The 23660-nt window shown below is 75.0% G+C and carries 22 protein-coding genes; 12 read left to right on the plus strand and 10 right to left on the minus strand.

What is annotated here, in order from left to right; genetic code table 11:
* Window positions 1-19: 19 nt before the first annotated feature.
* Genes ACFYVJ_RS28520 through ACFYVJ_RS28540 form a run of 5 tightly spaced genes read right to left on the minus strand, consistent with a single transcriptional unit; the run spans window position 20 to window position 4554 of the window.
* Entirely contained in the window at window positions 20-1513 is a 1494-nt protein-coding gene (locus ACFYVJ_RS28520) for an SCO6880 family protein (protein WP_388897282.1), read from the minus strand.
* The gene (locus ACFYVJ_RS28525) at window positions 1503-2798 is read right to left on the minus strand and encodes a hypothetical protein (RefSeq protein ID WP_388897285.1); all 1296 of its coding nucleotides are present in this window, start codon (window positions 2796-2798) and stop codon (window positions 1503-1505) included. Before ACFYVJ_RS28525 ends, ACFYVJ_RS28520 begins: the two co-directional genes overlap by 11 nt.
* Window positions 2798-3574: a hypothetical protein gene (locus ACFYVJ_RS28530; protein ID WP_388897288.1), complete on the minus strand. Its 777-nt coding sequence runs from the start codon at window positions 3572-3574 to the stop codon at window positions 2798-2800. The genes ACFYVJ_RS28525 and ACFYVJ_RS28530 overlap by 1 nt, the downstream gene beginning before the upstream one ends.
* A 44-nt stretch (window positions 3575-3618) precedes the next feature.
* The gene (locus ACFYVJ_RS28535) at window positions 3619-3939 is read right to left on the minus strand and encodes a hypothetical protein (protein WP_388897291.1); all 321 of its coding nucleotides are present in this window, start codon (window positions 3937-3939) and stop codon (window positions 3619-3621) included.
* Between the two features lie 12 nt (window positions 3940-3951).
* On the minus strand, window positions 3952-4554 hold the full coding sequence (locus tag ACFYVJ_RS28540) for a DUF6668 family protein (protein WP_388897294.1): 603 nt from the start codon (window positions 4552-4554) through the stop codon (window positions 3952-3954).
* Between the two features lie 108 nt (window positions 4555-4662).
* Between ACFYVJ_RS28540 and ACFYVJ_RS28545 the strand changes: the two genes are divergently transcribed.
* Genes ACFYVJ_RS28545 through ACFYVJ_RS28555 form a run of 3 tightly spaced genes read left to right on the plus strand, consistent with a single transcriptional unit; the run spans window position 4663 to window position 7517 of the window.
* Window positions 4663-5700, plus strand: coding sequence for an NlpC/P60 family protein (locus tag ACFYVJ_RS28545; protein WP_388897297.1), 1038 nt, complete (start codon window positions 4663-4665; stop codon window positions 5698-5700).
* A complete protein-coding gene (locus ACFYVJ_RS28550) occupies window positions 5697-6380 on the plus strand; it encodes a hypothetical protein (RefSeq protein WP_388897300.1) in 684 nt (227 codons plus the stop codon). Before ACFYVJ_RS28545 ends, ACFYVJ_RS28550 begins: the two co-directional genes overlap by 4 nt.
* Window positions 6381-6422: 42 nt before the next feature.
* A complete protein-coding gene (locus ACFYVJ_RS28555; protein ID WP_388897303.1) occupies window positions 6423-7517 on the plus strand; it encodes a hypothetical protein in 1095 nt (364 codons plus the stop codon).
* A gap of 91 nt (window positions 7518-7608) precedes the next feature.
* Here the strand turns inward: ACFYVJ_RS28555 and ACFYVJ_RS28560 are convergent, their stop codons facing one another.
* Both ACFYVJ_RS28560 and ACFYVJ_RS28565 read right to left on the minus strand, forming a co-directional pair.
* Window positions 7609-8181: a sigma-70 family RNA polymerase sigma factor gene (locus tag ACFYVJ_RS28560; protein WP_388897305.1), complete on the minus strand. Its 573-nt coding sequence runs from the start codon at window positions 8179-8181 to the stop codon at window positions 7609-7611.
* A 171-nt stretch (window positions 8182-8352) separates the two neighbouring features.
* Window positions 8353-9144, minus strand: a complete 792-nt coding sequence (locus ACFYVJ_RS28565) for a lytic transglycosylase domain-containing protein (protein ID WP_388897308.1) — start codon at window positions 9142-9144, stop codon at window positions 8353-8355.
* Between the two features lie 433 nt (window positions 9145-9577).
* On the opposite strand from ACFYVJ_RS28565, the gene ACFYVJ_RS28570 reads away from it, so the two are divergent.
* The 8 genes from ACFYVJ_RS28570 to ACFYVJ_RS28605 are packed head-to-tail and all read left to right on the plus strand — an operon-like array spanning window position 9578 to window position 17714.
* Window positions 9578-10003, plus strand: coding sequence for a DUF6668 family protein (locus ACFYVJ_RS28570; protein WP_388897311.1), 426 nt, complete (start codon window positions 9578-9580; stop codon window positions 10001-10003).
* Window positions 10000-10308, plus strand: coding sequence for a hypothetical protein (locus tag ACFYVJ_RS28575; protein ID WP_388897314.1), 309 nt, complete (start codon window positions 10000-10002; stop codon window positions 10306-10308). Before ACFYVJ_RS28570 ends, ACFYVJ_RS28575 begins: the two co-directional genes overlap by 4 nt.
* 40 nt (window positions 10309-10348) lie before the next feature.
* Window positions 10349-10687, plus strand: a complete 339-nt coding sequence (locus ACFYVJ_RS28580; RefSeq protein WP_388897317.1) for a hypothetical protein — start codon at window positions 10349-10351, stop codon at window positions 10685-10687.
* 24 nt (window positions 10688-10711) lie between these two features.
* Window positions 10712-11488 carry a hypothetical protein gene (locus tag ACFYVJ_RS28585; protein WP_388897319.1) on the plus strand — a complete coding sequence of 259 codons (777 nt, stop codon included), beginning with the start codon at window positions 10712-10714 and terminating at the stop codon, window positions 11486-11488.
* Window position 11489: 1 nt separating this feature from the next.
* A complete protein-coding gene (locus ACFYVJ_RS28590) occupies window positions 11490-12737 on the plus strand; it encodes a hypothetical protein (RefSeq protein ID WP_388897322.1) in 1248 nt (415 codons plus the stop codon).
* A 44-nt stretch (window positions 12738-12781) separates the two neighbouring features.
* A complete protein-coding gene (locus ACFYVJ_RS28595) occupies window positions 12782-14278 on the plus strand; it encodes an SCO6880 family protein (protein WP_388897325.1) in 1497 nt (498 codons plus the stop codon).
* Complete coding sequence (locus ACFYVJ_RS28600) at window positions 14275-15900, plus strand: ATP/GTP-binding protein (protein ID WP_388897328.1); 1626 nt, start codon at window positions 14275-14277, stop codon at window positions 15898-15900. Before ACFYVJ_RS28595 ends, ACFYVJ_RS28600 begins: the two co-directional genes overlap by 4 nt.
* Entirely contained in the window at window positions 15897-17714 is a 1818-nt protein-coding gene (locus tag ACFYVJ_RS28605; protein WP_388897331.1) for a type IV secretory system conjugative DNA transfer family protein, read from the plus strand. Before ACFYVJ_RS28600 ends, ACFYVJ_RS28605 begins: the two co-directional genes overlap by 4 nt.
* Before the next feature lie 19 nt (window positions 17715-17733).
* Here the strand turns inward: ACFYVJ_RS28605 and ACFYVJ_RS28610 are convergent, their stop codons facing one another.
* A complete protein-coding gene (locus tag ACFYVJ_RS28610) occupies window positions 17734-18930 on the minus strand; it encodes a DUF418 domain-containing protein (protein ID WP_388897334.1) in 1197 nt (398 codons plus the stop codon).
* Between the two features lie 361 nt (window positions 18931-19291).
* Between ACFYVJ_RS28610 and ACFYVJ_RS28615 the strand changes: the two genes are divergently transcribed.
* A complete protein-coding gene (locus ACFYVJ_RS28615; RefSeq protein WP_388897518.1) occupies window positions 19292-19651 on the plus strand; it encodes a DUF4913 domain-containing protein in 360 nt (119 codons plus the stop codon).
* A 26-nt stretch (window positions 19652-19677) separates the two neighbouring features.
* On the opposite strand, the gene ACFYVJ_RS28620 is transcribed toward ACFYVJ_RS28615, so the two are convergent.
* The gene (locus tag ACFYVJ_RS28620) at window positions 19678-22614 is read right to left on the minus strand and encodes a BTAD domain-containing putative transcriptional regulator (protein ID WP_388897338.1); all 2937 of its coding nucleotides are present in this window, start codon (window positions 22612-22614) and stop codon (window positions 19678-19680) included.
* A gap of 160 nt (window positions 22615-22774) precedes the next feature.
* Window positions 22775-23470, minus strand: coding sequence for a DUF4232 domain-containing protein (locus ACFYVJ_RS28625; protein ID WP_388897341.1), 696 nt, complete (start codon window positions 23468-23470; stop codon window positions 22775-22777).
* Window positions 23471-23660: the final 190 nt, after the last annotated feature.

A 23660-nucleotide genomic window follows, 5' to 3' on the forward strand; every position in this document is an offset into this window, starting at 1 on the left:
CGTGCTCTCCCCGGCCCCGTCACATCGCGTCTCGCACCGTCTGCGGCAGCGCCGTATGCAGCGGCAGCACCAGTCCCAGCGGCAGCGCCGCCGCGAACGCCGCCGCCTGCGACCCGTAGACGGGCCGCACCGCGATGCGGGCCGCCGGCGCCAGGTTGTCGACGGCCGCCGCCGCTCTCGGCAGTTCCGCGGCGGAGTTGACCGTCGCCGTGATCAGCAGGCCGAAGCGGATCACGCCGTGGCCCTGGGCCTGTTCCTCCGTGCTCCGGCGTGCCGCGGTCACCTCCGCGTCCTCCCGGGCCTGGCCGATCTGCGCCTGCTGGGCGTTGAACAGCGCGTTCTTGTAGTCCTGTTGGACGACGCGGGCGCTCTCGGCCCGGGTGTGCGGGCGGTAGAGGAGCGAGACCCGCTTCCGGGCGATGTCGCCGTGGGGCTGGACGAGACCGGTCAGGACGCTGGAGAAGACCTCGCCCTGCGGGGCCTCCGTCATGGCCCAGGTCACGCTGAACGCCCCGTCGTGCCGGTAGTGGTCCCACGCCTCCTGCGCCGCCATGGGGCCCGCCTCGCGCCAGGTCAGCCCGGTGCCGCCGGCGGCCCGTGCCTCCTCCACGAGTTGCGCCACGGTCGGGTCGTACGCGACGCGCACCGCCTCGGCGAGTTCGGTCGCGGTCATCGGCACGGCCGCGCCGGCGCCGGTCATCGACAGGCCGGCGGTGAGGCCCGGCAGCCGGGTGCCGATGTGCAGCGCCATGGCCTCGGCGCCGCGCCGGGGCGTGCCCGGGCGGGCCGCGCCGGAGTACGTCAGCGCGATCCGCGTGGCGATCTGCGCCGAGCCCGCGGGGTACGCGGACAGCACCTCGTCCAGCATCGCCACGGCCAGCGCCGGGGCTTCGGCCACGGCGTTGGCGTCGATCTCCTGCTGAAGCCGGACTCCGGTGTCGGGCGCGGTCTCCATGGTGACGCTCGCGGCGACGAGGTCCGGCTCCTCGCTCAGTGCCGACAGCCACTGGCCCCAGTGGGCCACCCAGGTGTCGACCTGCCGCTCGTCGACCAGAGCGGCCCCGTCCGCGTCGCAGGAGATGACCACGGCGTGATGGCCGATCGACGGGATGGACACGACCGCGAACGGGCGGCCGTAGCCGTCCTTCGCCTCCGTCAGCGACGACTCGGCTGCCAGGCCGGGCAGCCGGCAACTGCCGCCGGTCCGGCCGAGAGGGCCCGACCGGTACAGGTTGCCGCCGGACGAGGTGGTGCGCCACCAGGCAGCGCGAACGGCGGCCCGCCGCATCAGCGTGCGGTCGTGCCGGTCCTTCAGCGCCAGCGGTGCCATGACCACCGCGAGCGAGACCGCGAGGGCCAGTGCGGCCCAGACGGACACCAGGGTCGCGAGCACCACGGCGGTCAGCCCGGCGAACAGCAGCAGTGTCGCCCCGAGGGACAGGCCGCGCAGGCCGGAGGTGCGGGGCTTGCGGAAGTTGCCGTACGTGCGCGTGATCTGCTGGTCAGCCGCCACTGGGCCGCTCCTCCTCGTCGTCGGGATCCTGCCGGGCCGGCACCGGCAGCAGTGCCGCCGCGCCGTCCCGGTCCCCTGGCCGCGCCTCGAGGGTGTCCGCAACCGGGGCGTCAGCCACCGGCGGGCCTTCCGGGGGTACGTCGTGGGCGGCCGGGGGCGCGCCGCGCTCGCCGTCCGGCCTCCCGCGGGCCGCCACCGCGCCTCGCGCGCTCCTCGTACCGCCGGTACGGCCCGCGCGGGCGCCGGCCGGGTCGGGGCTCACGGCGGCCCCCGCCACCGACCGGCCGGTGGCCAGGCTGCGCAGATGCGGTACGGGCAGCGCCCCGGTGACCGCGGCGGCCGGCCCTGCCGCGGCCGCCCGGCCCGCACGGCCCGCCCGGCCGGAGGCCGCCGCCTGGACGACGGGGGCGGCGCACCGCATCAGGGCGGGCAGTGTGAAGCAGGCGAGCGTGATCAGGACGACCCCGGAGATCATGGAGACGACCTCGTCGTCCTGCCGTCGGCCCGTGATCGAGAACGCGGCGGCGTAGACGACCGCCGCGGCCGGCTTGTACAGCACGAAGGCCAGCAGCCAGCCGGTCGAGCGGCGGAACCAGACCCGTCCCGCGGGAGTGGAGCTGGCCGCCGCGGCCAGCGGCAGCGTGCCCGTGAGGATCACCAGCACGGCCACCCGCACGATCATCAGGGCGATCTGCGCCACCGTGCCCGCGATCACCAGGAGGGCCATGATGAGCACGAGGAACGACGAGTCCGTGCCGCCCAGCGCCAGCATGGCGGAGGTGCGCTTGTCGAACTCCGCCACGCACTGCGCGACCGGCTCCCCGGCGGCGCTGATCTGCCGGCACCCGGTGGATCTGTCGACGATCCAGACGCCGAACTTGTCGCCCGCCGATGCCAGCAGGCCGACGGCGGCGACCCCGGCCGAGGAGACCACCACCAGGTTGAGCAGCCCCTGAAGCGCCTGCCGGGCCGGCTCGCCGCGGCGCTGCCAGGCGAGTTGCCCGGCCGCGGCCAGCAGGCACAGGACGGCGGTGAACGCGGTGAGCCACAGCGTCGAGCCGCGCAGGAACGCCACCGGACCGGCGTCGTCGCCCAGGTCCGGGCTGCCGAGGTGCATCCAGGCGCTGCCGAGCGCCTTGACGGTGATGGCCGCGGCCTCCGCGGCGCTCTCGGCGATGTCGTCGAACGCGCTGTCGCCGAGGTTCCCGGGGGCCGTCCCGGCGCCGTCGCCGACGCAGTAGCCGCCCACCGACGGGGCCACCCAGCCGAAGTCGCAGCCCGCCATCACACCCCTCCCCACTCGGCGTACCCGGCCAGCGAGTCGACGGGGGTGGCGGCGGCGGGAGCGGCCGGGTATTCGAGCCGCCAGTCGCCTTCCTGCCACAGCACGGTCGTGGTGGCGGCCTGCATCCGGCCGTCGGGGAAGCGCCACACGGTCTGGATCACGGCGGTGGTGCCGGTGTAGGTGACGAACCGGAACCCGGCGATCTGCCCGTGCGCGCCGCCTTCCGGGCCGGTCGGCGGCGCGCTCTCCTCCGCCTCGGCCCGCTCGGCGAGGTAGGCGTCGCGGCCCGGGCCGACGGTCTGCGTCCGGGTCACCTTCCGCCAGTCGCGGGCCGCCAGATAGCGCACGCTGATCTGGCTGGTGGCCAGCAGCGCGCCGACGGGCGTACGCGCATAGCAGCGCGCCACGTCGGCGTCGGCCACGGCAGGGCCCGCCTGTTCGGACGCGGGCAGGGCGACGCCCTCGTACAGGCTCCAGGTCGTCCCGCGGGGGGCGGCGGTGGGGATGTCCTGCCGCGCGTCGGCGAGTTCGGGGCACGTACCGCCGGCGCCGCCCCCGCGCGCCGGCGGCACCGCCCCGCCCTCCCGGCCGCCGGACGGCGGGGCGTCGGCGGCGGCGCCGTCCGTCCCGGAGCCGCCCGGCGTGTCCGACGTGACGACGGCCGCCCCGCCGACGACGGCGACGAAGCCCAGGAACGCGGCGGCGAGGACGAATCCGGTACGGAGCCACGGGCTGCGCGGCTCGTCGGCCGCGGCGCGGCCGCCGGGGTCTGCCATGGTCCCTTCCCCTCTCCTCACGGTGATCGGATGCCGGCCGGCCGCTAGACGAGTGCCCCGACGATGCCCGAGGCGGAGCCGAGGAGCATGCAGGCCCCCACGACGAAGCCGAGCCCCCGGGCGTGCTCCCGGCCGCCGCCCCGGGAGTGGTCGACCGCCATCCGGCCGGCGACGCCGAAGATGCCCGCGACGCACAGCGCGGTGACGCTCCAGGCCGCCCAGCGCAGCACCGTCAGCAGGTCGTTCGCCCCGGGCGGGGCCTCTCCCTCGCCGACGTCGGGAACGCCCGAGGGCTGCGGGGAGGGCTGGACCGTCTGGGCCAGATACGAGGGGGCGTCCACGAAGGCCGCCAGCAGGCTGGACAACTCGGCACCTCTCTAGGCGAGTCGGGTGAGTCGGATCAGGTCGTGCGCGAGGGACGCGCACTCCCGGGGCACATGCGGCTCGCCGAGCCGCCAGGGCTCCACCCACGGGACCTCCCACAGCCGGGGCACCGCGCCGGCAGCCAGCCGGACCCGGTCCCGGAGGGGCCGGGGACGCCGTCCGGGGGCGTCGGCGACGACGACCAGACCGAGCAGTTCGACACCGGTGACCATGCGCGAGGACCACTGCCGGGCGGCGTACCCCACGGCGTCCAGGCCGTGCGCGGTGGAGCGGGCGACCAGCACCACCGGCTGCGGCTCACCGGCCACCGGCCAGGCGCGGGCCGCGTCGCGGCCACCGGGCACGGTGCGCTCCAGCGTGCTGACGCCCGCGCCGCCGTGGACGCCCAGCCACCACCAGGACTGCCCGCCGTCCGGCCGCGCCCGGGCGACCGGCAGCGGCCGCTCCGGCCGCGGGACCCCGGCGCCCTGGGGCGCCGCCGGGCCGGTGAGCCCGGCCGGTCGCCCGTGAACCGGTGGCGGAGGTTTCCCGTGGGAGCCCTCCGGAAGGCCCGGCTGCGGCAGCCAGGGGTTGGCGACCGGCGCATTCCCTTCCACGGCAGTCCCTCCCTCTTCCGACACAACACGCAGAAGATATACATAGATTGATAATCCTCGCAAGAGACTCTTATAGGAACTTCTAGAGCAACAAGGGGCGATTCACCCATGTCCGACCCAAGACCGGCGGCACTGCTGACGGGTTGCGCCGTCGTGGGGCTGGTCTGCTTCCTGCTCGGCCTCTCGGTGCTGGGTGCCGTGGGCCGGGAACAGGACGCGGCCCCCGCGGGGTTCGAGACCGGGCTGGACACCGCCCGCGTACCGGCCGCGTACGTGCGGTGGATCGAGCGCGCCGGCAGCCTCTGCCCGGAGGTCGGCGCACCGCTGCTGGCCGCGCAGATCGAGGCGGAGTCCGGCTGGTCACCCGACGCCGTGAGCCCCGCTGACGCGCAGGGGCTGAGCCAGTTCCTCCCCGGCACCTGGGCGACGTGGGGCGTGGACGCGGCCGGCAGGGACGGGAGCGCGGAACCCGACGGGATCGCCGACCCGTTCACTCCCGGCGATGCCATCATGACCCAGGCCCGTTACGACTGCTGGCTGGCGGACGAGGTCAGGGCGCTGGACCTGGACCAGGACCCCACCCGGCTGATGCTCGCCGCCTACAACGCGGGCCCGGGGGCGGTGGAAGCCTACGGGGGCATTCCGCCGTACCCGGAGACCCAGAGCTACGTCACGGCGATCATCACGTCCATGTCCCGGTACACCGCGAGCGAACCGGCCGCGCCCGGCGGGCCGTTCGGCGACCGGGTCGTGGCCGCCGCCGAGAAGTGGCTCGGCACCCCGTACTCGTGGGGCGGCGGCGGGCCGGAAGGCCCCGGGCGCGGTTTCGCGCAGGGCGCGGGCACCGTGGGGTTCGACTGCTCCAGCCTCGTGCAGTACGCGGTCTACCACGCGAGCGGGGGCCGGGTCGTCCCGCCGCGCGTCAGCCAGATGCAGGTCACCGCCGGCCGTGCGGTGGCACGCGAGGACATGCGTCCCGGCGACGTGATCGGGTTCCGGCTGGGCGGCAGCTACGACCACATCGGCATCTACATCGGCCGGGGGCAGTTCATCCACGCGCCGAGGACCGGAGACGTGGTCAGGATCAGCAGCCTCGCCGAGCCGCACTACGCCGGCAAGCCGCAGAAGGTGAGGCGGTTCGGGTGACTTCCCGCAGCAGGCGCGGCCTCGCCGCGACGGCCACGGCGGTGCTCTCGCTCGCTCTCGCCGCGAGCGGATGCGGCTCCGGCGGTGCTGCCGGCGGTGCTGCCGGCGGGGCCGGGGACGGCGCGCGTACGGCACCCCCGGTGCCCGCCGCGACCGGCACCGGCCCGTACCCGACTCCCTCGAACCCCGGTAACGGCGCCTCCGCGCCCCCGGATCGCGAGGACCCCGGCACGCCGGCGGGCGGCGTCGTCCGCCACCGCGACGTCGAACGGACGGACGCCGACGCCGTGAGCCGGGGCGCGCTGACCGTGCTGTGGACGTACGACACGGCCGTCGACGACGGGCCAGGCGACGCCGGGTTGCGCGCCGCGGACGCGGGCTGGCTGACCGCGGAGTACGCGGACCGGCTGCGCACCGGCCGGCCCCCGCCGGCCCCCGGCGCCCGGTGGCGGGAGTGGGCCGGCCACCGGGCCTCCACCTCCGTGGCGCTGGAGCCGGCCGACGAGGCCGCCAAGCCCGCCGACACCGGCACGGGGGCGTGGCGGCAGTGGAGGGTCACGGCCACCCCGGCGGGACGCGACGGATGGCGCGGCGCCCCCGTCGTCGTGGCGGCGTACGTCCACCTGACCCGTACGGCGCCCGGCGAGGCATGGCGGGTCGCCGGCGTCACCGTCAACTAGCCCAGACCTCACGTACGTCCGGAAAGCACCGAGGAGCGCCTCATGACGACGACGCCCACGCCCCCGGCGGCGCAGGAACACGCGGATGTGCCCGGCTGGCCGGTCTACGGCCTCACCGTGCACGGCGACGGCCGGGTCCTCGCGTCCGGCCCGCTGGTCACCACGTCCGGGCACCCCACCCGGGCCGCCGCGGTGGCGGCGGTGGCCGGCGCCGCGGCCTGGCTCGGCCGCCCCGTACGCGCCAGGGCCACCGAAGCGGACGGCGCCGTGTGGCACCTCGTCATCTCGCCCGAGGGAGCCGTGAGCGGAGTTCCGGACGGCGGACGCGCCACGGCGCAGCAGAAGCGCCGCGCGAAACGCGCGGCGAAGGCGATCGCCGGCGAGCCGGCGGCGGCCGGGGCGGACGCCGCCGGGCCGGGCGCGCAGGCGGAGCCCGAAGCGTACGCGGCGTTCCTGGCGCAGGTACGGGACCACCTCGAAGCCGGCCGTGTCGACGAGGCCGCCGTGCTCGCCGCCCGGCTCGACGAGTTGGCCGCGCTGCGACTCGGTGTCTCCCACCCCGACGCGTTGCGCATCCGCGAGATCCGCGCCCGGGTCGTCGCCCTCGCCGGGGACGCGCTCGGCGGCATCCGGCTCTACCGCGACGTGGCCGAGCGCTGGCACTACCGGAAGGACGGCGAGCGGGCCGAGACGATCGCGAGCCGGGCCGAGACCCTGTGGCTGCAGATCGGCCGGAGGGAGCAGGCGCTGGCCGCCGGGGACGAAGTGATCCGCATGCGCCGCGAACTCCCGGGCAGGGCGGGCGAGGCGCTCGCCGCGGTGCTGGAACACCAGGCGTGGCTGACGCAGGCGCAGGACGCGCGCGCGGCGGAGAGGCCGGCGCTCCCGGCGGCGGACTCCCACCCCTCGCGGCGCCCCGCCCCGGAGCCGGCCCCGCCTGCCCCGCGGCGACCCGAACCGGCGGTCGGCTCCCCTGCCGGGGCCCGGCCGGAACCCGCGGTGGACGCACCTGCCCCGGCCCTGCCGGAACCGGCGGTGGACGCACCTGCGGTGGAGGCACCTGCCCGCCACCACCGACGTCCCCGTACGGTCCCGTCCTGGGAGCGTCCCGCGGTGCACGCCCGGTCGGCGGGATGAGCGGCGGCGCCTCCGGGACGGCCCGCCGCACGGCACGGCCAGAGCCCGGCCCGCGGGCGTCCGCCCCGCCCGCCCCGGCGGGGCGGCGACGTCACGACAGCCACGCGGGTCTCGCGCCCGGCTTCCCGTCGGCGCCGTCGACGTCCATGGCCCGCCGCAGCGCCCGTACCGCGTGGTGCACCCGCGACTTGACGGTGCCCGGCGGTATGCCGAGCCGCCGGGCCGCCTCGCGCATCGACCTGCCGGAGTAGTACGTCTCGTAGAGCACCTCGCGGTGGTGGGGCGACAACTGCTGGAAGGCGCTCCTGAGCAGCAGGGAGGAGAGCAGCAGGTCCACGTCGTCGGAGCGCGTGACCAAGTCGTCCAGCCAGGCGTCGCCGCCGACCTCCTGGGGGCGGGCCATCCGCAGCCGGTAATCGTCGATGACGAGGTTGCGGGCCACCCGGAAGAGCCACGGCCGGATCGGCCGGCCGACGTCCAGGTCCTGCGTGCGCCAGCAGCGCAGCAGCGTTTCCTGCACCACGTCCTCGGCCCGGTGCCGGTCACCTCCCAACAGCCGTACCACATAGGTGAAAAGGGCGCCCGCCTGCTCGTCGTACAGCGTACGCAGCGCACGTTCCCGGGCATTCACGGCTGCCGAGGAACCCATCACGGTCCAGCTCACGATCGCACTTCCTCGCTGTGTGGCCTCGTGGGGTACGGGCCCCGGGACCGGTCCCGGTCCCGGGCGCAGGAAGCTTCGCGAGCGGGGTTCCACATCGCTTTGACGCTCGATTGACGGTGGCGGCGTCCCCGGGGAGCCCGGTGAGCCCGGCGAAGATGCGCTGGACAGGCCCTAGCTGGGGGTGGGCCGTGGCTCCAGGCTGGGGTAGTCCTCTCCGTCCGGGGGTTTGACGGTCCCCGCGTACAGGGGGAACGCGCTCCTGACGGCGGAGACGTAACCGTTCGCGGGGGAGCCCTTGGGGATGCCCTTCGCGTCCTTGATCACGTCGAGCCCCACGTCGTACGCGGCCAGGGTCAGGTCCAGGGGGTCTCCCTCGACGGCACCGCTCTTCAGGAGCCCGGCGATCTCCTCGGCCAGCGAGCACAGGTACTTGCCCTGCGCCACGATCGAGTCCTCGGGATCCGTCGCCGAGGTCTCGCCGCTGTCGTCCTCGTCCTCGCCGAACTCGTCGAACTTGTCCGGGGGCAGTTGGGAGATGCCCTTCTCCCCGTCGGGGCCGACCAGGTCCTCGTTCCACCCGGACTCCTGCTGGATCTGCGCGGCGATGACGACGGGGCCGATCTCCGTGCACTCCCGCCCGGCCTTCCGCACGGCTTCCAGCAGGTCGTCCTGCACGGCCGGGGCGTACAGCGCGTCCTTCCCGTTGCCGTTGACGACCCGCACGATCTCGTCGTTGTTCTCGCCGTCGCTGCCGCAGACGTCGAAGATCTGGCAGATCATCACCAGCGGCCACAGCAGGAAGCCGATGGCGCACACGATGAGCACGGCCGCCAGGAGAACGATGATGAACAGGGCGGTCCCGACGCACCCCAGACTGCCCACGACGAATCCGCCGAGCAGCAGCGTCGTCTGCGTCTTCTGCTGGCGGGACTCCTGACCCTCGCCGGTGGCACCTCGTCCCACGACCGGTCGCACCCCATTCCTCGACGTTCGCCCGACGGCGCGAAACGGGTCCCGGAGACCGTGAACCGGATCTCGCGATTTCCCGTAGTGGCTCCCCGACGGATCGCCGCGGGCCCGCAGGCTGCAACGGGCCCGGCGGCGCATCAGTTCACACCGGTTCGGAACGGAAACCGCCGCGGTACGCGAAGCGGGCGGAGAAGTCAGGAAGAGGTGGAGGCAGATGGGCGTCCCCTCGGCGTCGGCCGCCGGCTCCCAGTCGTGGGTCCGCGGGCCCACCACGCAACCGGCCGCGCCCGGACCGGACACGGAACCGGAGGCGGCACCCGCCGTACCGCGCGCGTCCGCCGTACCGCCGCGGCGCGCGGCACCCCCCGCGCGGTACTGGCCGGCAGCACCCGCAGAACGGGCCCCGTCGGACCCCCGGACCCTTCAGGTGAGCTGGGTCGGCGCGCACGGCGGCGCGGGCGCGAGCACGCTCGCGCGCGCGCTCGGCGGCGCGGACGTGGGCCGCCGGTGGCCCGACCGGGCCGGCGGCGAGCCGGGCCGGACACTGCTCGTGGCCCGCACCCACGCCGCGGGGATCCGGGCCGCGTCCCAGGCACTGAACGCGCTGCGCCTGGGCGAGCACCCCGCCGGGGTGGAGCTGGTCGCCGTCGTGCTCGTCGCCGACGCGCCGGGGCGGCTGCCACGCGAACTCGGCCGGCGCGTGCGGGTGCTGCGCTCGGCGGCCGAGGTCCGGCGGATTCCCTGGGTGCCGGCGTGGCGCGTAGGCCGGGAGACCGAGCGCCCACCCGGGGAGGTGCGCGCGCTGGCCGCGCTCGTCGGGGGCGCGTCCGGTCGTGCGGGGAGGCCGCTGTGAACCTGACGGGCCTCATCCTCGCGAACCCGGTCACCCCGGACGAGTTCGAGCCCGACGACACCTTCGACCCCTCCGGCGGCGAGGCCGACGCCCTGCTCGGCTATCTCGCGTGGTCCGTGACCGCCACCGCCATCGGGGGGCTGCTCCTCATCGGCATCCAGATGGCCCTGCAACTGCGCCGCGGCGAACCGGGCGAGGGCTCCGTGTTCTTCAGGGGCGGCGCCGTCGTCGCGGGCGCCTGCCTCCTCGGGGTCACCGCGGGACCGCTCGTCGACTTCGTGGTGGACCCCTATCTCGTCCGGTAGCGACACGTCACCCCATCTACTCACCCTTACGGAGAAACAGATGAAGAGCCTCCTGGCCTATTACGTCGAGGGGCGGGTCTTCCTCGCCGGCGAGGGCGAGAACAAGCCGCCCTCGGTGGACCGGAAAGCCCCCGGTCAGCTCTCCGACGCGGTCAGCACCGTGCTGGGCATCGCGGCCTGGGCCGGCACCGCCGCCGGCATCGCGGGCGTCATCGTCACCGGAATCATGATGGCCGTGTCCGTGAAGCGCGGCGAGGGCTCCGAGCACATGAGCCGCCTGGGGATGGTGCTGGGCGGCTGCATCCTGGTGGCCGCCGCGGGGCCCATCGTCGAGTTCTTCTTCGGCGAACAGGACGAGGGCGGCGGGGGCGGCGAGTAGCCGGGTGCGGGGGACGACATCGACGTGTTCGGCCGGAGACGTACGCGGATACCGCCCGACGGGCCCTTCTACAAACAGCGCGGCTGGATCAACTCCGCCGCGTTCCTCGGCTTTCTCGTGTTCATGTCGCTCGTGGCCCTGCTGACGAGCGATCCGGCCGGGCGGGAGGCCGATGCCGCGCCCGGCGGCCAGGACCCCCTGGCCGGGATCGGAGGACCGCTGTCCCCCGGGGATCCGCAGGGGGTCCGGCAGGGTGCCGACGGGCGGCCGGAGGGCTGCCGTACGGACGACCGGGACACCGCGCAGCCCACCGCCGCGCCCGGGGACATCGGGTGGGAGAGGCTCGGTGGCCTCATGGTGCCCACCTCGCCGTCGGCCGGGCCCCGGCGGATCGACGCCGGAATGTGGTGGTGCTTCGCCCGCACGCCCCTGGGGGCGGTGCTGGCGGCGCACGTCATTCCGATCCAACTGGAAGGCAGCGCCTGGCGCGTCGTGGCGGAACAGCAACTGGTGCCCGGCGACGAACGCGACACGTTCGTCGCCGGCATGACGGCCACCGGCGGACCGGACCCGGAGAACGGCGCCATCGCGAGGTTCTCCGGGTTCGCCCTGACGTCGTACTCGGGCGACGCCGCGACCGTGCGGCTGCTGGTCGCCAGCCGTGTCGGCGGCCACTTGTCGATGTCGGTGACCGTGCTCTGGCGGGACGGCGACTGGAAGGTGGCACCGCAGGAGGACGGGTCTCCCTACTCGGCCGCGAAACAGGCGACTCCCGACGGCTTCCTCGGCTGGAGAGGGTGACATGGCAGCGAACAGCGGCACGAACCTCATCGCTCAGGGCGACGTCCTCGGCGACAAGTGCACCGGCGGCATCGACTTCCTCGGCATGTTCGACGACCCGGTCGGCGAGATGATGAAGGTCGTGGGCAAGATCGCGATGCGCGGTGCCCTGGAGATCTTCCAGGGAATCGGGAGCCCCTCGACGTACGACCAGGAGTCGTCGGACACGATCACCGGTCAGGTGCGGTGGCTCGTGATCTATCTCGCGATCGGGTCGCTCCTCTTCGCCGCCGCCAAGATGGCACTGGACCGGCGCGCCGAGGCGGGCCAGCTCGCGCTGAAGGGCCTGTTGCGCGTCGTCGCGGTGAGCGCGGCCGGGTCCACGGTGATCATCGCGTTCGCCGAGGTCATGGACGAGTACGCCACCCACCTCTTCGACCAGGCGCTCGCGCGGCTCCTGAGAGGCATCGACTGCAACGGCGTCCACCCCATGCTGATGCTGATCCTCGGTTGTCTTCTGATCATCTCCGGCATCATCCATACGATCCTGCTCTACATCCGGCTCGGCGTGATGATCGTCCTGATGGGCACCCTCCCCCTGGCCGCCGCGGCGTCCATGACGGAGTGGGGCGGCACGTGGTGGCGCAAGCACCTCGGCTGGATGATCGCCTGGCTGCTGTACAAACCCACGGTCGGCCTCGTGCTCTACTCGGGCGCCGTCATGATCTACAACGCGAACAACAAGCAGGTGGACGTCCAGATCGCGGGCATGGGCCTGCTGTTGCTGTCGGCCATCGCCCTGCCCGCGCTGATGCGGGTGATCGTGCCGGCGACGGCCGCACTCGGCGGCGACAAGACCGGCGAGGCCACGATGGGCCTCCTCGGCGGCGTCGCCTCCGGCGCGAAGTCGCTCGCCGAGTCGGGCGGCAAGGCTGCCACCGGGGCCATCGCCGGCGGCGGGGGCGGAGGCGGCGGAAGCCGCGGCTCCGGAGACGGCCCGGGGCCCTCGGGAGCGAAAGCCGGCTCCGGCAAGCCGTCCGGCGGCGGCTCGGAAGGGAGCGGAGGCGGCGAGGGCGGCGGGGGCAGCGGAGGCAGCGGCGGAGGCAGCGGCAGGGGCGGCGGCTCCGGTCGCGCGACGGCCGCCGGTGCGGTGGGCGTCGGCATCACCGCCGCGATCAACGCGGCCAGTTTCGCGGCGAATCGGGCCAAGAGCGCGGCGGACGTCGCCGCGAGCGGCGTGGAGGACGCCGGCAAAGACGACGGGCGCTGAACCGCCGCGACGCCCCCCGGCCGAAAGGAAGAGCAGGTACCCCCATGTCCCCCCAAGCCGCCCACGTCGATCCCACCTACGGCAACTGGCGCCGCCCCCGGCGTCCGGGCCTGGGGCCGCTCGGACTCCTCGGCACCGTCGGGGTCTTCGGCGGGATCGTCTTCGACCTGTTGATCTCGCTGATCTCCCTGCAGTTGACGCTGGTGGTGTTCGTGCTCCAGGTGTTCCTCCTGCTCCCGCTGGCCGTCCGCACCCAGGACGGGCGCAACGTCTACCAGCTCCTCGCCGTGCGCATCGGCTGGTTCCGGCGCCAGGCCAAGGGCGTGACCACCTATGTCTCCGGTCCGCTCTCCCGGCGGCCCGGCGGCAGGTACCCCCCGCCGGGACTGCTCAGCCGGGTCCGGGTCCTGGAGGGCAGGGACGCCTACGACCAGCCGTTCGGCGTGCTGCACCACCGCAGCCGCAACCTGTACACGATCGTGCTCGGCTGCGAGCCCGACGGCGGCTCCCTCGTCGACCCCGACCAGATCGACAACTGGGTGGCGGCCTGGGGCCACTGGCTCGCCCGGCTCTCCGGCGAGCCGGGACTGCGCGGTGCGTCCGTGGTGGTGGAGACCGCCCCGGACACGGGGACCCGGCTGGCCAACGAGGTGCTGCCGCGCCTGGCACCGGACGCCCCGCCGGCGGCACGGGCGGTGATGGAGGAGGTCGTCGGGAGCTATCCGGCCGCGTCGTCGGAGATGCACACGTACATCGCGCTGACCTACGGGGTACAGCCCGGCCAGAAACGCAGGACGGAGGACGTCGTCGCCGACCTCGCCCTGCGCGTCCCCGGCCTGCTGGTGGGAGTGGTCGGCGCGGGCGGCGGGCCCGCCACCCCGCTGTCGGCCGAGCGCATCGCCGAGGTCGTCCGGGTGGCCTACGACCCGGCCGTGGCGGCGGACGTGCTGGAGGCCCGTGCCGTCCACGGCGGCACCGGCCTGGAGTGGGACGACGCCGGTCCCGCTGCGGCGGTCGAGACGGTGGGCGCGTACCAGCACGACTCGGGGGTCTCCCGCACCTGGATGCTCACGCTCGCGCCGCGCGGCACGGTACGCGCCCAGGTGCTGCGCGGGCTGCTGGAGGACGCGCCCGGCACCCGCCGCAAACGGGTGGCGCTGCTGTACCGGCCGATCGACCCGGCGACGTCGGCGCGCATCGTCGAAGCCGACCGGCGCGCGGCGCAGTTCATGGCCACCTCCCGGCGCGGCAACGTGCAGGCACGGGCCGCCAGCGAGGTGCGTGCCGCGGAGCAGACGGCGGTGGAGGAGGCTACCGGTGCGGGCCTGGTGGAGTTCTCGCTGATGGTCACGGTCACCGTGGACTCGGCCGACGAGGTCGACGACGCCAGCGCGACGGTGCGCAACCTGCTGGCCGGGGCACGGCTGTCGATGCGCCCGGCCGACAGGATGCAGGCGGCGGCGTTCAGTTGCACGCTCCCGGCCGGGATCCTGCCCTGGGAGTACACGCTGGTGCCGCGCGAAGTGAAGGAAGCGCTGTGAGGACGCCGAAGACCGCGGGGATCAAGCGGAACGAGCGGAAAGAGCGGAACGAGCGGAACGAGCGGAACAAGAAGGCCGCGGCGAAGGCGGGGAAGCCCGCCGGGCCCGGGACCGGCCCGCCCGCCCCGCGCGGCTGGCCCGGCCCCGGCGGCGGCCAGGTCGCCAACGTCGACCCGCCGACGATGTGGCGCGCGACCACCGTGCAGGCGTGCGGGCTGTGGCCGTTCGCGGCGGGCTCCGGGGCACCGATGAGCGGCGTCCCGCTGGGCCGGCACCTGTACACCGGCGCCACGGTGTGCGGCGACCCGCTCTCGTGGTTCACCAGGGCCCACTACATCTCCAACCCGTCGCTGTTCATGCTCGGCATGCCGGGCCTGGGCAAGTCCACCCTCGTCAACCGCATGCTCATCGGGCTGGCCGCGACGGGCGTGGTGCCGCTGGTCCTGGGCGACCTGAAGCCGGACTACGCCGACACGGTGCGCGCCCTCGGCGGGCAGGTCCTGCCCATCGGGCGCGGGGTGGGGGGCATCAACGTGCTCGACCCCGGGGCCATGGGCGCCGCCTCCCGGCGCATCGGCGGCGAGGCCGGACGGGAGCTGGCCGCCGAGACCCACGGCCGGGTCCTCAACATGGTCGCCGCGCTCATCACCATCGTGCGCAACCGGGCCATGGAGGACCACGAGCAGTCGGCGCTCTCCGCGGCGCTGCACCATCTGCGCGAGCGCACGCCGCCAGGTCAGCAGCCCCTGCTGCCCGGCCTGGTGCGCGTCCTCGCCGAAGGTCCCGACCGGGTGCGGGCGGTGACCCTGGACCGCGGCGACGAGAGCCGCTACCGCGACGCCATCGATCCGCTGCACCGCTCGCTGCTCGGCGTCCTGGACGGGCCGCTGGGTCAGACGTTCGGCTCCGAGACCTCGACCCGCATCGATCTGGACGCCCCTGCGGTGTGCGTGGACATCTCCCGGATCGGCGAGGCCGACACCCAGCTCACCGCGGCGGCGATGCTGGCGGCCTGGTCCGACGGCCTGGGTACGGTGGCCGCCTCGCACGCCCTGGCGGACGCCGGACTCCAGCCGCGGCGCTGGTTCTTCACCGTGCTCGACGAGCTGTGGCGGCCGCTGCGCGCGGCGTCCGGCATCGTGGACCGCATCGACGCCCTGACCCGGCTCAACCGCACGCTCGGCCTGGGCGACGCCAAGATCACGCACACGCTGAAGGACGCCGAGGCACTGGGCAGCGAGGCCGACAAGGTCAAGGCGCGCGGCTTCGTCGAACGCGCCGGCATGGTGGTGTGCGCGGGGCTGCCGCGGCAGGAGATGGAGGAACTGGGCCACGTCGTCGGGCTGTCCCGGCGGGAGATCGAGCTGGTGGCCTCCTGGTCCTCGCCCCCGGGCTGGGCCGCGCACGGGGCACGCGAGGAGCCGCCGGGCCGCGGCCGGTTCCTGATCAAGGTGGGCGGCCGGCCCGGCATCCCGATCCAGGTCGCCATCACCGACACCGAGCGGCGCCTGCACGACACCAACAAGCGCTGGGCACCGGACGAACCGGTCGCCGGGCAGCGGCACCACCGCGTCCCCGGCCCGGCCGGGCAGTCGCCGGCGGCCGGGCGGCGGACGACATGAGCGCGGACAGGGGCCGGACGTACGGCGGCGAGCTGCTGCCGTGGGCGATCGTGCTGGTGACGGGTGTGTGCCTGGTGCTCTTCACGGGCGTCTGGCTCGGCGGCACCCTGGGTGCCGCGCTGTCCGGCGCCGGGTGGGACCCGCCGCCGTTCGGCAGGGCGACGTTCGCCACCCTGCTCACGGACGGCACGGCCGGCCTCTGGCCGGACGCGCCGCCGGCCGCGGTGACCACCGGCATCGCCGTGGTCTTCGGCTCGGCCGGCGCCGCCCTGGTGGTGTCCGTCAGGACGGGCATGCGGTACCTCTCCCGGTCCAGGGGGCTGGCCGGGAAGCGGGAACTGGCCGCCATGTGCCAGCCCGGCATCGCCAGGCGCGCCCGCGAGCTGCGCCCCTCGCTCAAGGGCCGGGACCGCCTCCACCCCGACGAGACCGGCAACCTCCTCGGCGACCTCGAACCGGGCGGCCCCGAGCTGCGTTCCTCGTACGAGGACGTGGAGCTGGACCTGATGGCGCCGCGCGCCGGCAAGTCCACCGGCATCGCCGTCCCGCGGGTGCTGCGCGCCCAGGGCGCGGTGCTGCTGACCTCCAACAAGTCCGACGTCTACGCGGTCACCCGGGCCGAGCGCGAGAAGGCCGGCAAGGTGTGGACGTTCGACCCGCAGGGCATCGCCCACGCCCCCCGCGAGATGTGGTGGGACATCCTCGCCGACTGCCACACCATCGAGGGCGCCCGCCGCCTGTCCGGGCACTTCGTCGCCTCCGTCAACGACGACCAGTCGAAGAAGGACTTCTGGATCTCCGCGGCGCAGAACACGCTCACCGCGCTCTTCCTCGCCGCGACGCGCGGCGGGGCCTCGGTCGTCGACCTGCTGGGCTGGCTCGCCGACCCCGCCGACCGCACCCCGGTCGACCTCCTCCGGGACGCCGGCATGCCCGCCATGGCCGAGCAGTTGCAGGGCACGGTCCGCGGCGCGGTGGAGACCCGCGACGGCATCTACGAGACCGCCCGGCAGTGTGTGGCCTGCCTGCTCGACCCGGAGATCGTGGCCTGGGTGACGCCCGACCCGCGGCTGCCGCAGTTCCGGCCCCACCGGCACGTGCTCGGCCGGGACACCCTGTACCTGCTGTCGAAGGACGGCGGCGGCTCGGCCGCGGGCGTGATCGCCGGCCTCGCCGACGCGACGATGCGCGCGGGTGTGGTCGCCGCGGAGCGGATGGGCGGCCGGCTCGACCCGCCGATGACCGCGGTCCTCGACGAGGCCGCCAACGTCTGCCGCATCTCCGATCTGCCGGACCTCTACAGCCACTTCGGCTCCCGCGGCATCAACGTCGTGACGCTGCTGCAGAGTTACCGGCAGGGCAGCCGCGTGTGGGGCGAGGCGGGCATGGACGCGATGTGGAGCGCGGCCACGATCAAGCTGCTCGGCGCGGGACTCGACGACGCCGACTTCGTGGAGAAGGTCTCCAAGCTCGTCGGCAACCGCGACGTGCGCACCCCGTCGGTCTCCCGGAGCAAGGACGGCACCTCCCGCTCCTACTCCTACCGTCTGGACCCGGTGCTGCCCGCGGACCGTATCCGGGCGCTGCCCAAGGGCACCGCGCTGCTGCTTGCCACCGGCGTGCGACCGGCCCTGATCCGCCTGCGCCCCTGGTACAAGGAGGCCGGCGCCGGCGCCGTCTCGGCGGCGGCGAAGGCCGAGACGGCGGCCATCACCGAGCGCGCCGCCCACGCCTGGGCCGGTGCGGCCCCTCCCCCGGCCGACGCCGCCGACCGGTGGCAGCGGGACGCCGTATCGCTGCGGAAGCCGTCGTAGCGGCAGGCGAGGTGCGCGTTCAGGGGCGGCGCGCCAGGGTGGCCGCGCGCAGCAGCCACTCGGCCGGCCCGTAGCGGGCGCGGCGCAGCAGCCAGGGTCCGGCGGACAGTTGTGCCGCGTACAGCAGGAGGGCCCCGGCCAGGACGGCCACGGTGCCGTGGCGGCCGTACCAGCCGAGGCCGTGGCCGGTGAAGACCAGCGCCATCACCAGGGACTGGGTGAGGTAGTGGGTCAGGGACAGCCGGCCGGCCGCGGCCAGGACACCGGCGACGCGGCGGCCGGGCCGGGCCCCGAGCAGGAGCAGCAGTCCGCACGCGTACGCCGCGGTCAGGGCCGGGGCGGTGAGCACGCCGACGGCCGATCCGACGTCGTACCAGCGGGCGTCCAGCGGCCCGTTGCGGCAGATCGCCGTGAGTACGCCGCCGGCCAGGCCCAGGGGCAGGGCGCAGGCGACGGTCCGCACCATCGGCGCGCGGTGCCTGCCGGTGCCGGCCAGCAGCCGGCGCCGCCCCGCGGCGACGCCCAACAGGCAGGCCGCCAGCACGTCGGCGCCGTACAGGACGTTCCAGCCCAGCGTGTCGCGCAGCGACCGCAGGTTGGCCAGGACGACGGCCGCGGGCTCGCCCTGGTAGGCCGCCGCCGCGGCGCGGGTCGCGGCGGCGGCGTGCCGCGGGTCGGGCGGCGCCGCGACGGCGACCGTGCACAGGCCCCAGGTCAGCAGGAACGCCGCGACGACGGCGACGAGGCCGGCCGCGGTCCGCACCGCCGTGCGCAGCGCGATGTCCCGGGCCGCGTACAGCACGAGACTCAGCACGGCGTACGTCACCAGGATGTCGCCGCGGAAGAGGACGGCGCCGTGCACCGTGCCCAGCGCGAACAGGCAGCAGAGCCGGCGCAGATGCCGCGGTGCGAAGGGCGCCCCCGCGCGCTCGGCCGACAGCCGCTGCCGCGTGAGGCAGTACCCGAAGAGGAACGCGAAGAGCAGGTAGAACTTGCCGCTGACGAGCATCGTGAGCAGCCACGCGGCCACCTCGTCCGCCCGTGACGCGGCCGGCCCGCCCGCCGGGTCCAGCCGTGGTCCGGCCATGGCCTGGGCGTTGACCAGCAGGATGCCCAGCAGCGCGAACCCGCGCAGGACGTCGACCTCGGGTATGCGCCGGCCTCCGGGCACCGCGTCGGTGCCGGCGGGAGTCCGCAGACGGGGCGGGAAGGGCACGGTGAGACCTCCGTAGCCGGTACGTCGGTGCGTCGGTGGGGCGGGGCGGTGGAGGGGGCGAGTGGGCGGGGAACGGCCCGGCCGCGGGCGGGCTCCCCGCCGGCCGCGGGTCGGTAGGCCACCACGGAAGCCGGCCGTGACCGGTTCAGGCGTGAACCGGTCACGGCGTGCGCACGTGTCGTCCTTGCGGCGACCGAGCCGAAGCCGCCGAGAGAGCAGGAGGGCGATGTCCGCTGAGACCCCGGGAGGTGCGGTCGCCGGGCCGCACGAGGCCCCCGCCGAAACGGCGTCCGACGGGACGGGAGGAGCCGTCTCCGGGGAGCAGCGGCAGGACCCGGCCCCGCCGCAGTTCATCCTCTATATGAGCGGGCCCGAATACCTCCGGAACCTGCGGCAGTTGACCCTCTGGACCCACCACGTGCTGCTGCCCGTCTACGGCCGGGAGGTCACCTCGGCCGCTCCCTGGTGCTCCCGCTGGTGGGAGCACGCCGAGGCGGTCGCCCTGCTCCACGGCCTGTGGCTCGCCTGGGGGGACCTGACCGGGCCCGGCTCCGGGATGTGCGGCGCCGCCAACTGGCACCGCGACTATCTGGGTCCCGTGATGAGCTCCCTGCGCGACCCGATGGGGCCGTTCGCGGGCTGCAAGCCGGGCAGCCACCGTGCGAAGGAGTCTCCCCCGGTCGAGACCGCCGACCCGTTCGGCCCGCGGCCGGCCCCGTGACGGCGGCGGCGCGGCCGCCGGCCGGGTCACGGCAGGGCCGCGGGACCGGAGGTGCCGGCGTCCAGGCCGCGCAGCCGCACCCGTACCTCCTCGGCATCCGGATGGTCGAACTCCTCGAAGGCCGCGAGCGCCAGCCGCCAGGCGGTGTGGGCCGCCGCCGGGTCGCCGCCCTCCCGGTGGACGTCGCCGAGGTGGCAGAGGGTGTGGCCCTCGCCCCAGCGGTTGCGGACGTCCCGGTGTGCGGCGAGCGCCCGGCGGTAGTACGCGACCGCGTCGGCACGGCGGCCGAGCCGGTGGTGGACGGCGCCGAGGGTGTCGAGGGTGACGCCCTCGACCCAGCGGTTGCCGATGGAGCGCAGGACGGTCAGCGCCTGCTCCAGGCAGTCGAGGGCCTCGTCGAACCGGTCGAGTCGCCGGTAGGCGTCGCCCAGGTTGGCCAGGATGATGCCCTCGCCCCAGGCGTCGCCGGCGGCCCGGTGGACGGCCAGCGCGCGACGGCTGTACTCGACGGACCTGTCGGGTCGGCCGGCCTGGAGGTAGGCGTTGCCCAGGTTGGCCACGGCCTGCACCCTGCCGTAGGTGTCGCCGAGTCGCAGGCACCGGGCCATCGCCAGCCGGAGGTGGTCTATCGCCTCGTCGAACCGCTGCAATGCCGTCAGTACGGCCGCCATGTCGGCGAGGGCCCACGCCTCTCCCGTACGGTCGCCGGCGGCGCGCGCGGCGTCGAGGGCGGCCCGGGCCACGTCGAGCCAGTCGTGCCGGTGGCTGCGGAGGTAGAAGAACCCCCACAGCGCGGCCACCAGCCGCCACGCGAGGCCCGGCCGCCCGGACCCGGCCGCCTGGTGCACCGCGGCGACGAGGTTGGGGCGTTCGGTCTCGCACCACTCCAGGGCCTGGTCGTACACGGTGAACGCCAGCGGGCGGCAGCCGCGGGGCAACTGCCGCGGCGGGATGCGGCGGCGCCGCGGGGTGAGGTGGACGTAGGCGGCGTCCGCGGTGTGCAGATACCAGGAGAGCAGCCGCTCCAGTGCCTGCTCGCGCTCCGCCCGCGGCTCCTCGGCGGCGACGCGTTCGGCGGCGTAGACGCGAAGCAGGTCGTGCAGGACGTACCGTCCCGGCGCGGGCACGGTCAGCAGGTGGGCGCCGGCCATCTCGGCGAGCAGCGGGCGGGTCTCCTTCAGGGAGGCCCCGGCGAGAGCTGCGGCGGCGGGCGCGGAGAGGTCGGGGCCCGAGTGGAGTGCCAGCAGGCGGAACAGCCGGGCGGCCGGCGGGGACAGGGCGTCGTACGACGACGAGAAGACCCCTCGCACGTCCCCCGCGAGGTCGTACCCGGTGAACGCGTCCAGGCTGCCCCGGCTGTCGCGCAGTTCCCCGGCGAGGGCGTCGAGCGAGAACGCGGGGTGGGCGGCCGCCCGGGCGCAGACGATGGCGAGGGCCAGCGGCAGCCGGGCGCAGCGCGCGATGACCTCCTCCGCCGCCCGCGGTTCCGCCGCCAGCCGCGCGGCGCCGATACGGCGCGCCAGAAAGGCGTGCGCCTCGGCCGGGGTCAGCGGTCCGAGCGTCAGCGGGCGCGCCCCTTCGGCCGCGACCAGACCGGTGAGCCGGCTGCGGCTGGTGACGATGACCAGGCACCCGGCGGAGCCGGGCAGCAGCGGGCGGACCTGCTCGGCGCTGCGGGCGTTGTCGAGGAGGATCAGCATCCGCCGGTCCGCGAGGAGGCTGCGGTAGAGCGCTTCCTGGGCGTCGAGCGACGCGGGGATGCCCTGCGCGGAGACGCCGAGTGCGTCGAGGAAGCTGCGGACGGCCTCCGCCGGCGGCACGACCGGGCCGGCCGGGTCGAAGCCGCGCAGGTTGACGTAGAGCTGGCCGTCCGGGTACCGGTGGGCGAGCCGGTGCGCCCAGTGCACGGCCAGGGCGGTCTTGCCGATGCCCGCCATGCCGCCGATCGCGCTGATCCGCAAATGACCGGGCCGCTCACCGGGGCGGGGTAACAGGGCCTCGGCCGCCTCCAGTTCGGCCGTCCTGCCGGTGAAGGTGGGCAGATCGGCGGGGAGTTGCGCGGGCCGGGCGAGCTGCCTCGCGGCGGGCGGCACGAGCGGGTCCGCGTCCTGGCTCGCGGGCTCCCGGGACCCCGCGGCCGCCTCGGCGGGGACGTCGAGCGAGGCGTCGGCGGTCAGGATGCGGTCGTGCAGCTCCCGCAGCGCCGTGCCGGGTTCGATGCCGAGCTCGGCCACGAGGGTGCCGCGCGTTCTGCGGTACGCCGCCAGCGCCTCCGCCTGACGCCCGGACCGGTACAGCGCCAGGATCAGCAGCGCACACAACTGCTCGCGCAGCGGATGTTCGGCGGTGAGCGCGGTCAGTTCGGCGATCACCTCGCGGTGGCGCCCGAGTCGGACGTCGGCATCCAGGCGGGCCTCCAGCGCGGCCAGCCGCACCTCGGCCAGCCGGGAGCGCTCGGCCTCGGCCAGCGGACCGGGCAGTCCGGCCAGCGGCGCCCCCTCCCACACGTCGAGCGCGGCGCTCAGCAGCTCCGCGACGGCCGACACCTCGCCCGCGGTACGCAGCCTCTTCGCCGCGGCGACGCGCTGCTCGAACACGCCCAGGTCCACGGCCCGCTCCGGCACGCGGAGGAGATACCCGTCCGCGGCGGAGACCACCACCCGCGGGGACGCACCGTCGACGCGCCCGGGTTCGAGCACCTTGCGCAACCGGGACGCGTACGTCCGCAGCACGGACAGGGCGGCGGGCGGCGGCTCCTCACCCCATACGGCGTCGATGAGTTCGCCGACGGTGACGGGCCGGCCCCGTCTGAGCAGGAGCGCCGCGAGCACCGCGCGCTGCTGCGGCGAGCCCAGATCCAGCTCGCGTTCGCCGTGCCAGGCCCTGACGGGTCCGAGCACGGCGAAGCGCAGGGCTTCCTCGTACGCCGGGGGCGCGGAACCGATCCGCACGGTCGAGGTCACCGGCGGCACGCCGGCGGCCCGAGGAGCGGGCAGGGGCGGCCGGGGCCGTACCGCCGCGGGACGCGTCTGGCCTTCGTCATGATGATCAGAGCCCTTCCGGTTCGAAGAGGTCGGGTCGCGGTGAGTTGCGGAACGGGGCGATCCGGGCACTCCCGGGTGCTCACCACGCGAGGGCGGCGTCCAGCTCCGGCTGCCAGTACGTGACCATGAGGGTGTCGTCGACGCGGACGCCCCCGGCGGGCAGCGGGGGGCGGGCCGCCGGGCCGGCGTCGCCGCCGGCACGGTCCCGGAAGTAGACGGTCAGGGACTCGTGGGTGCGCGAGTTCGTGCCGCTGCCGTCGACGGCGGCCAGGCTCACGGCGGCGTAGCCGGACTCGCCCGGGGCAAGCGTCACGACACTCTGCGGCTGTGAGGCTTCGACGACCGGCGGCACCGACTGGGCCGCACCGAAGCGAACGGCCGGATAGTGGTAGAGACGGCAGTCGCCGCTGCCGGTGTTGGTGACCGTGAGCAGCATGTGGTTCACGGGCCGGTGCACGGGGGCGGCGACCGTCTTGGTGCGGGAGCCGTCGCAGGTGGCCGTCCCGTCGCCGTCCGCGGCGGCGCCGCCCTCCCCCGCCGCCCGGGAGCCGTCCCCGGCCGCGGGCGAACCGGGCACGCCCCTCTCCGCGTCGTCTTCGGGAAGGGAACCGGAGGAGGAGCCTGACGGTGTATCGGCAGAGGTGTCCGCCGGCGTACCCGTGTCGAGTCCGCCCGCCCCCTCGGCATCCGATCCGCCGCACGCGGTCAGCGAGAGAGCGGCGATCACGGCGGCGGCGGGCAGGAAGCGGGTGCGGATGCTGCGGGCGCAGAACATGTGGATGGACTCCGTCGGTTGCTCGGTGGAAGTGCCGTGGGATTTCCGGAGCTTGTGCCGAGATCCGTCTCAGCCGCCAGGCAGGCTGGGGCGGTCGGGGACGGCGGGACGTTGGAACGGCCTTTGAACAGGGGAAAGGTGATGTTCATGGGACGCGGATACGGGACGTTACGGGTCATGCCGGGAGGGG

It is taken from the genome of Streptomyces sp. NPDC004134, assembly GCF_042874195.1.
In the GTDB taxonomy this organism is placed as follows: Bacteria; Actinomycetota; Actinomycetes; order Streptomycetales; family Streptomycetaceae; genus Streptomyces.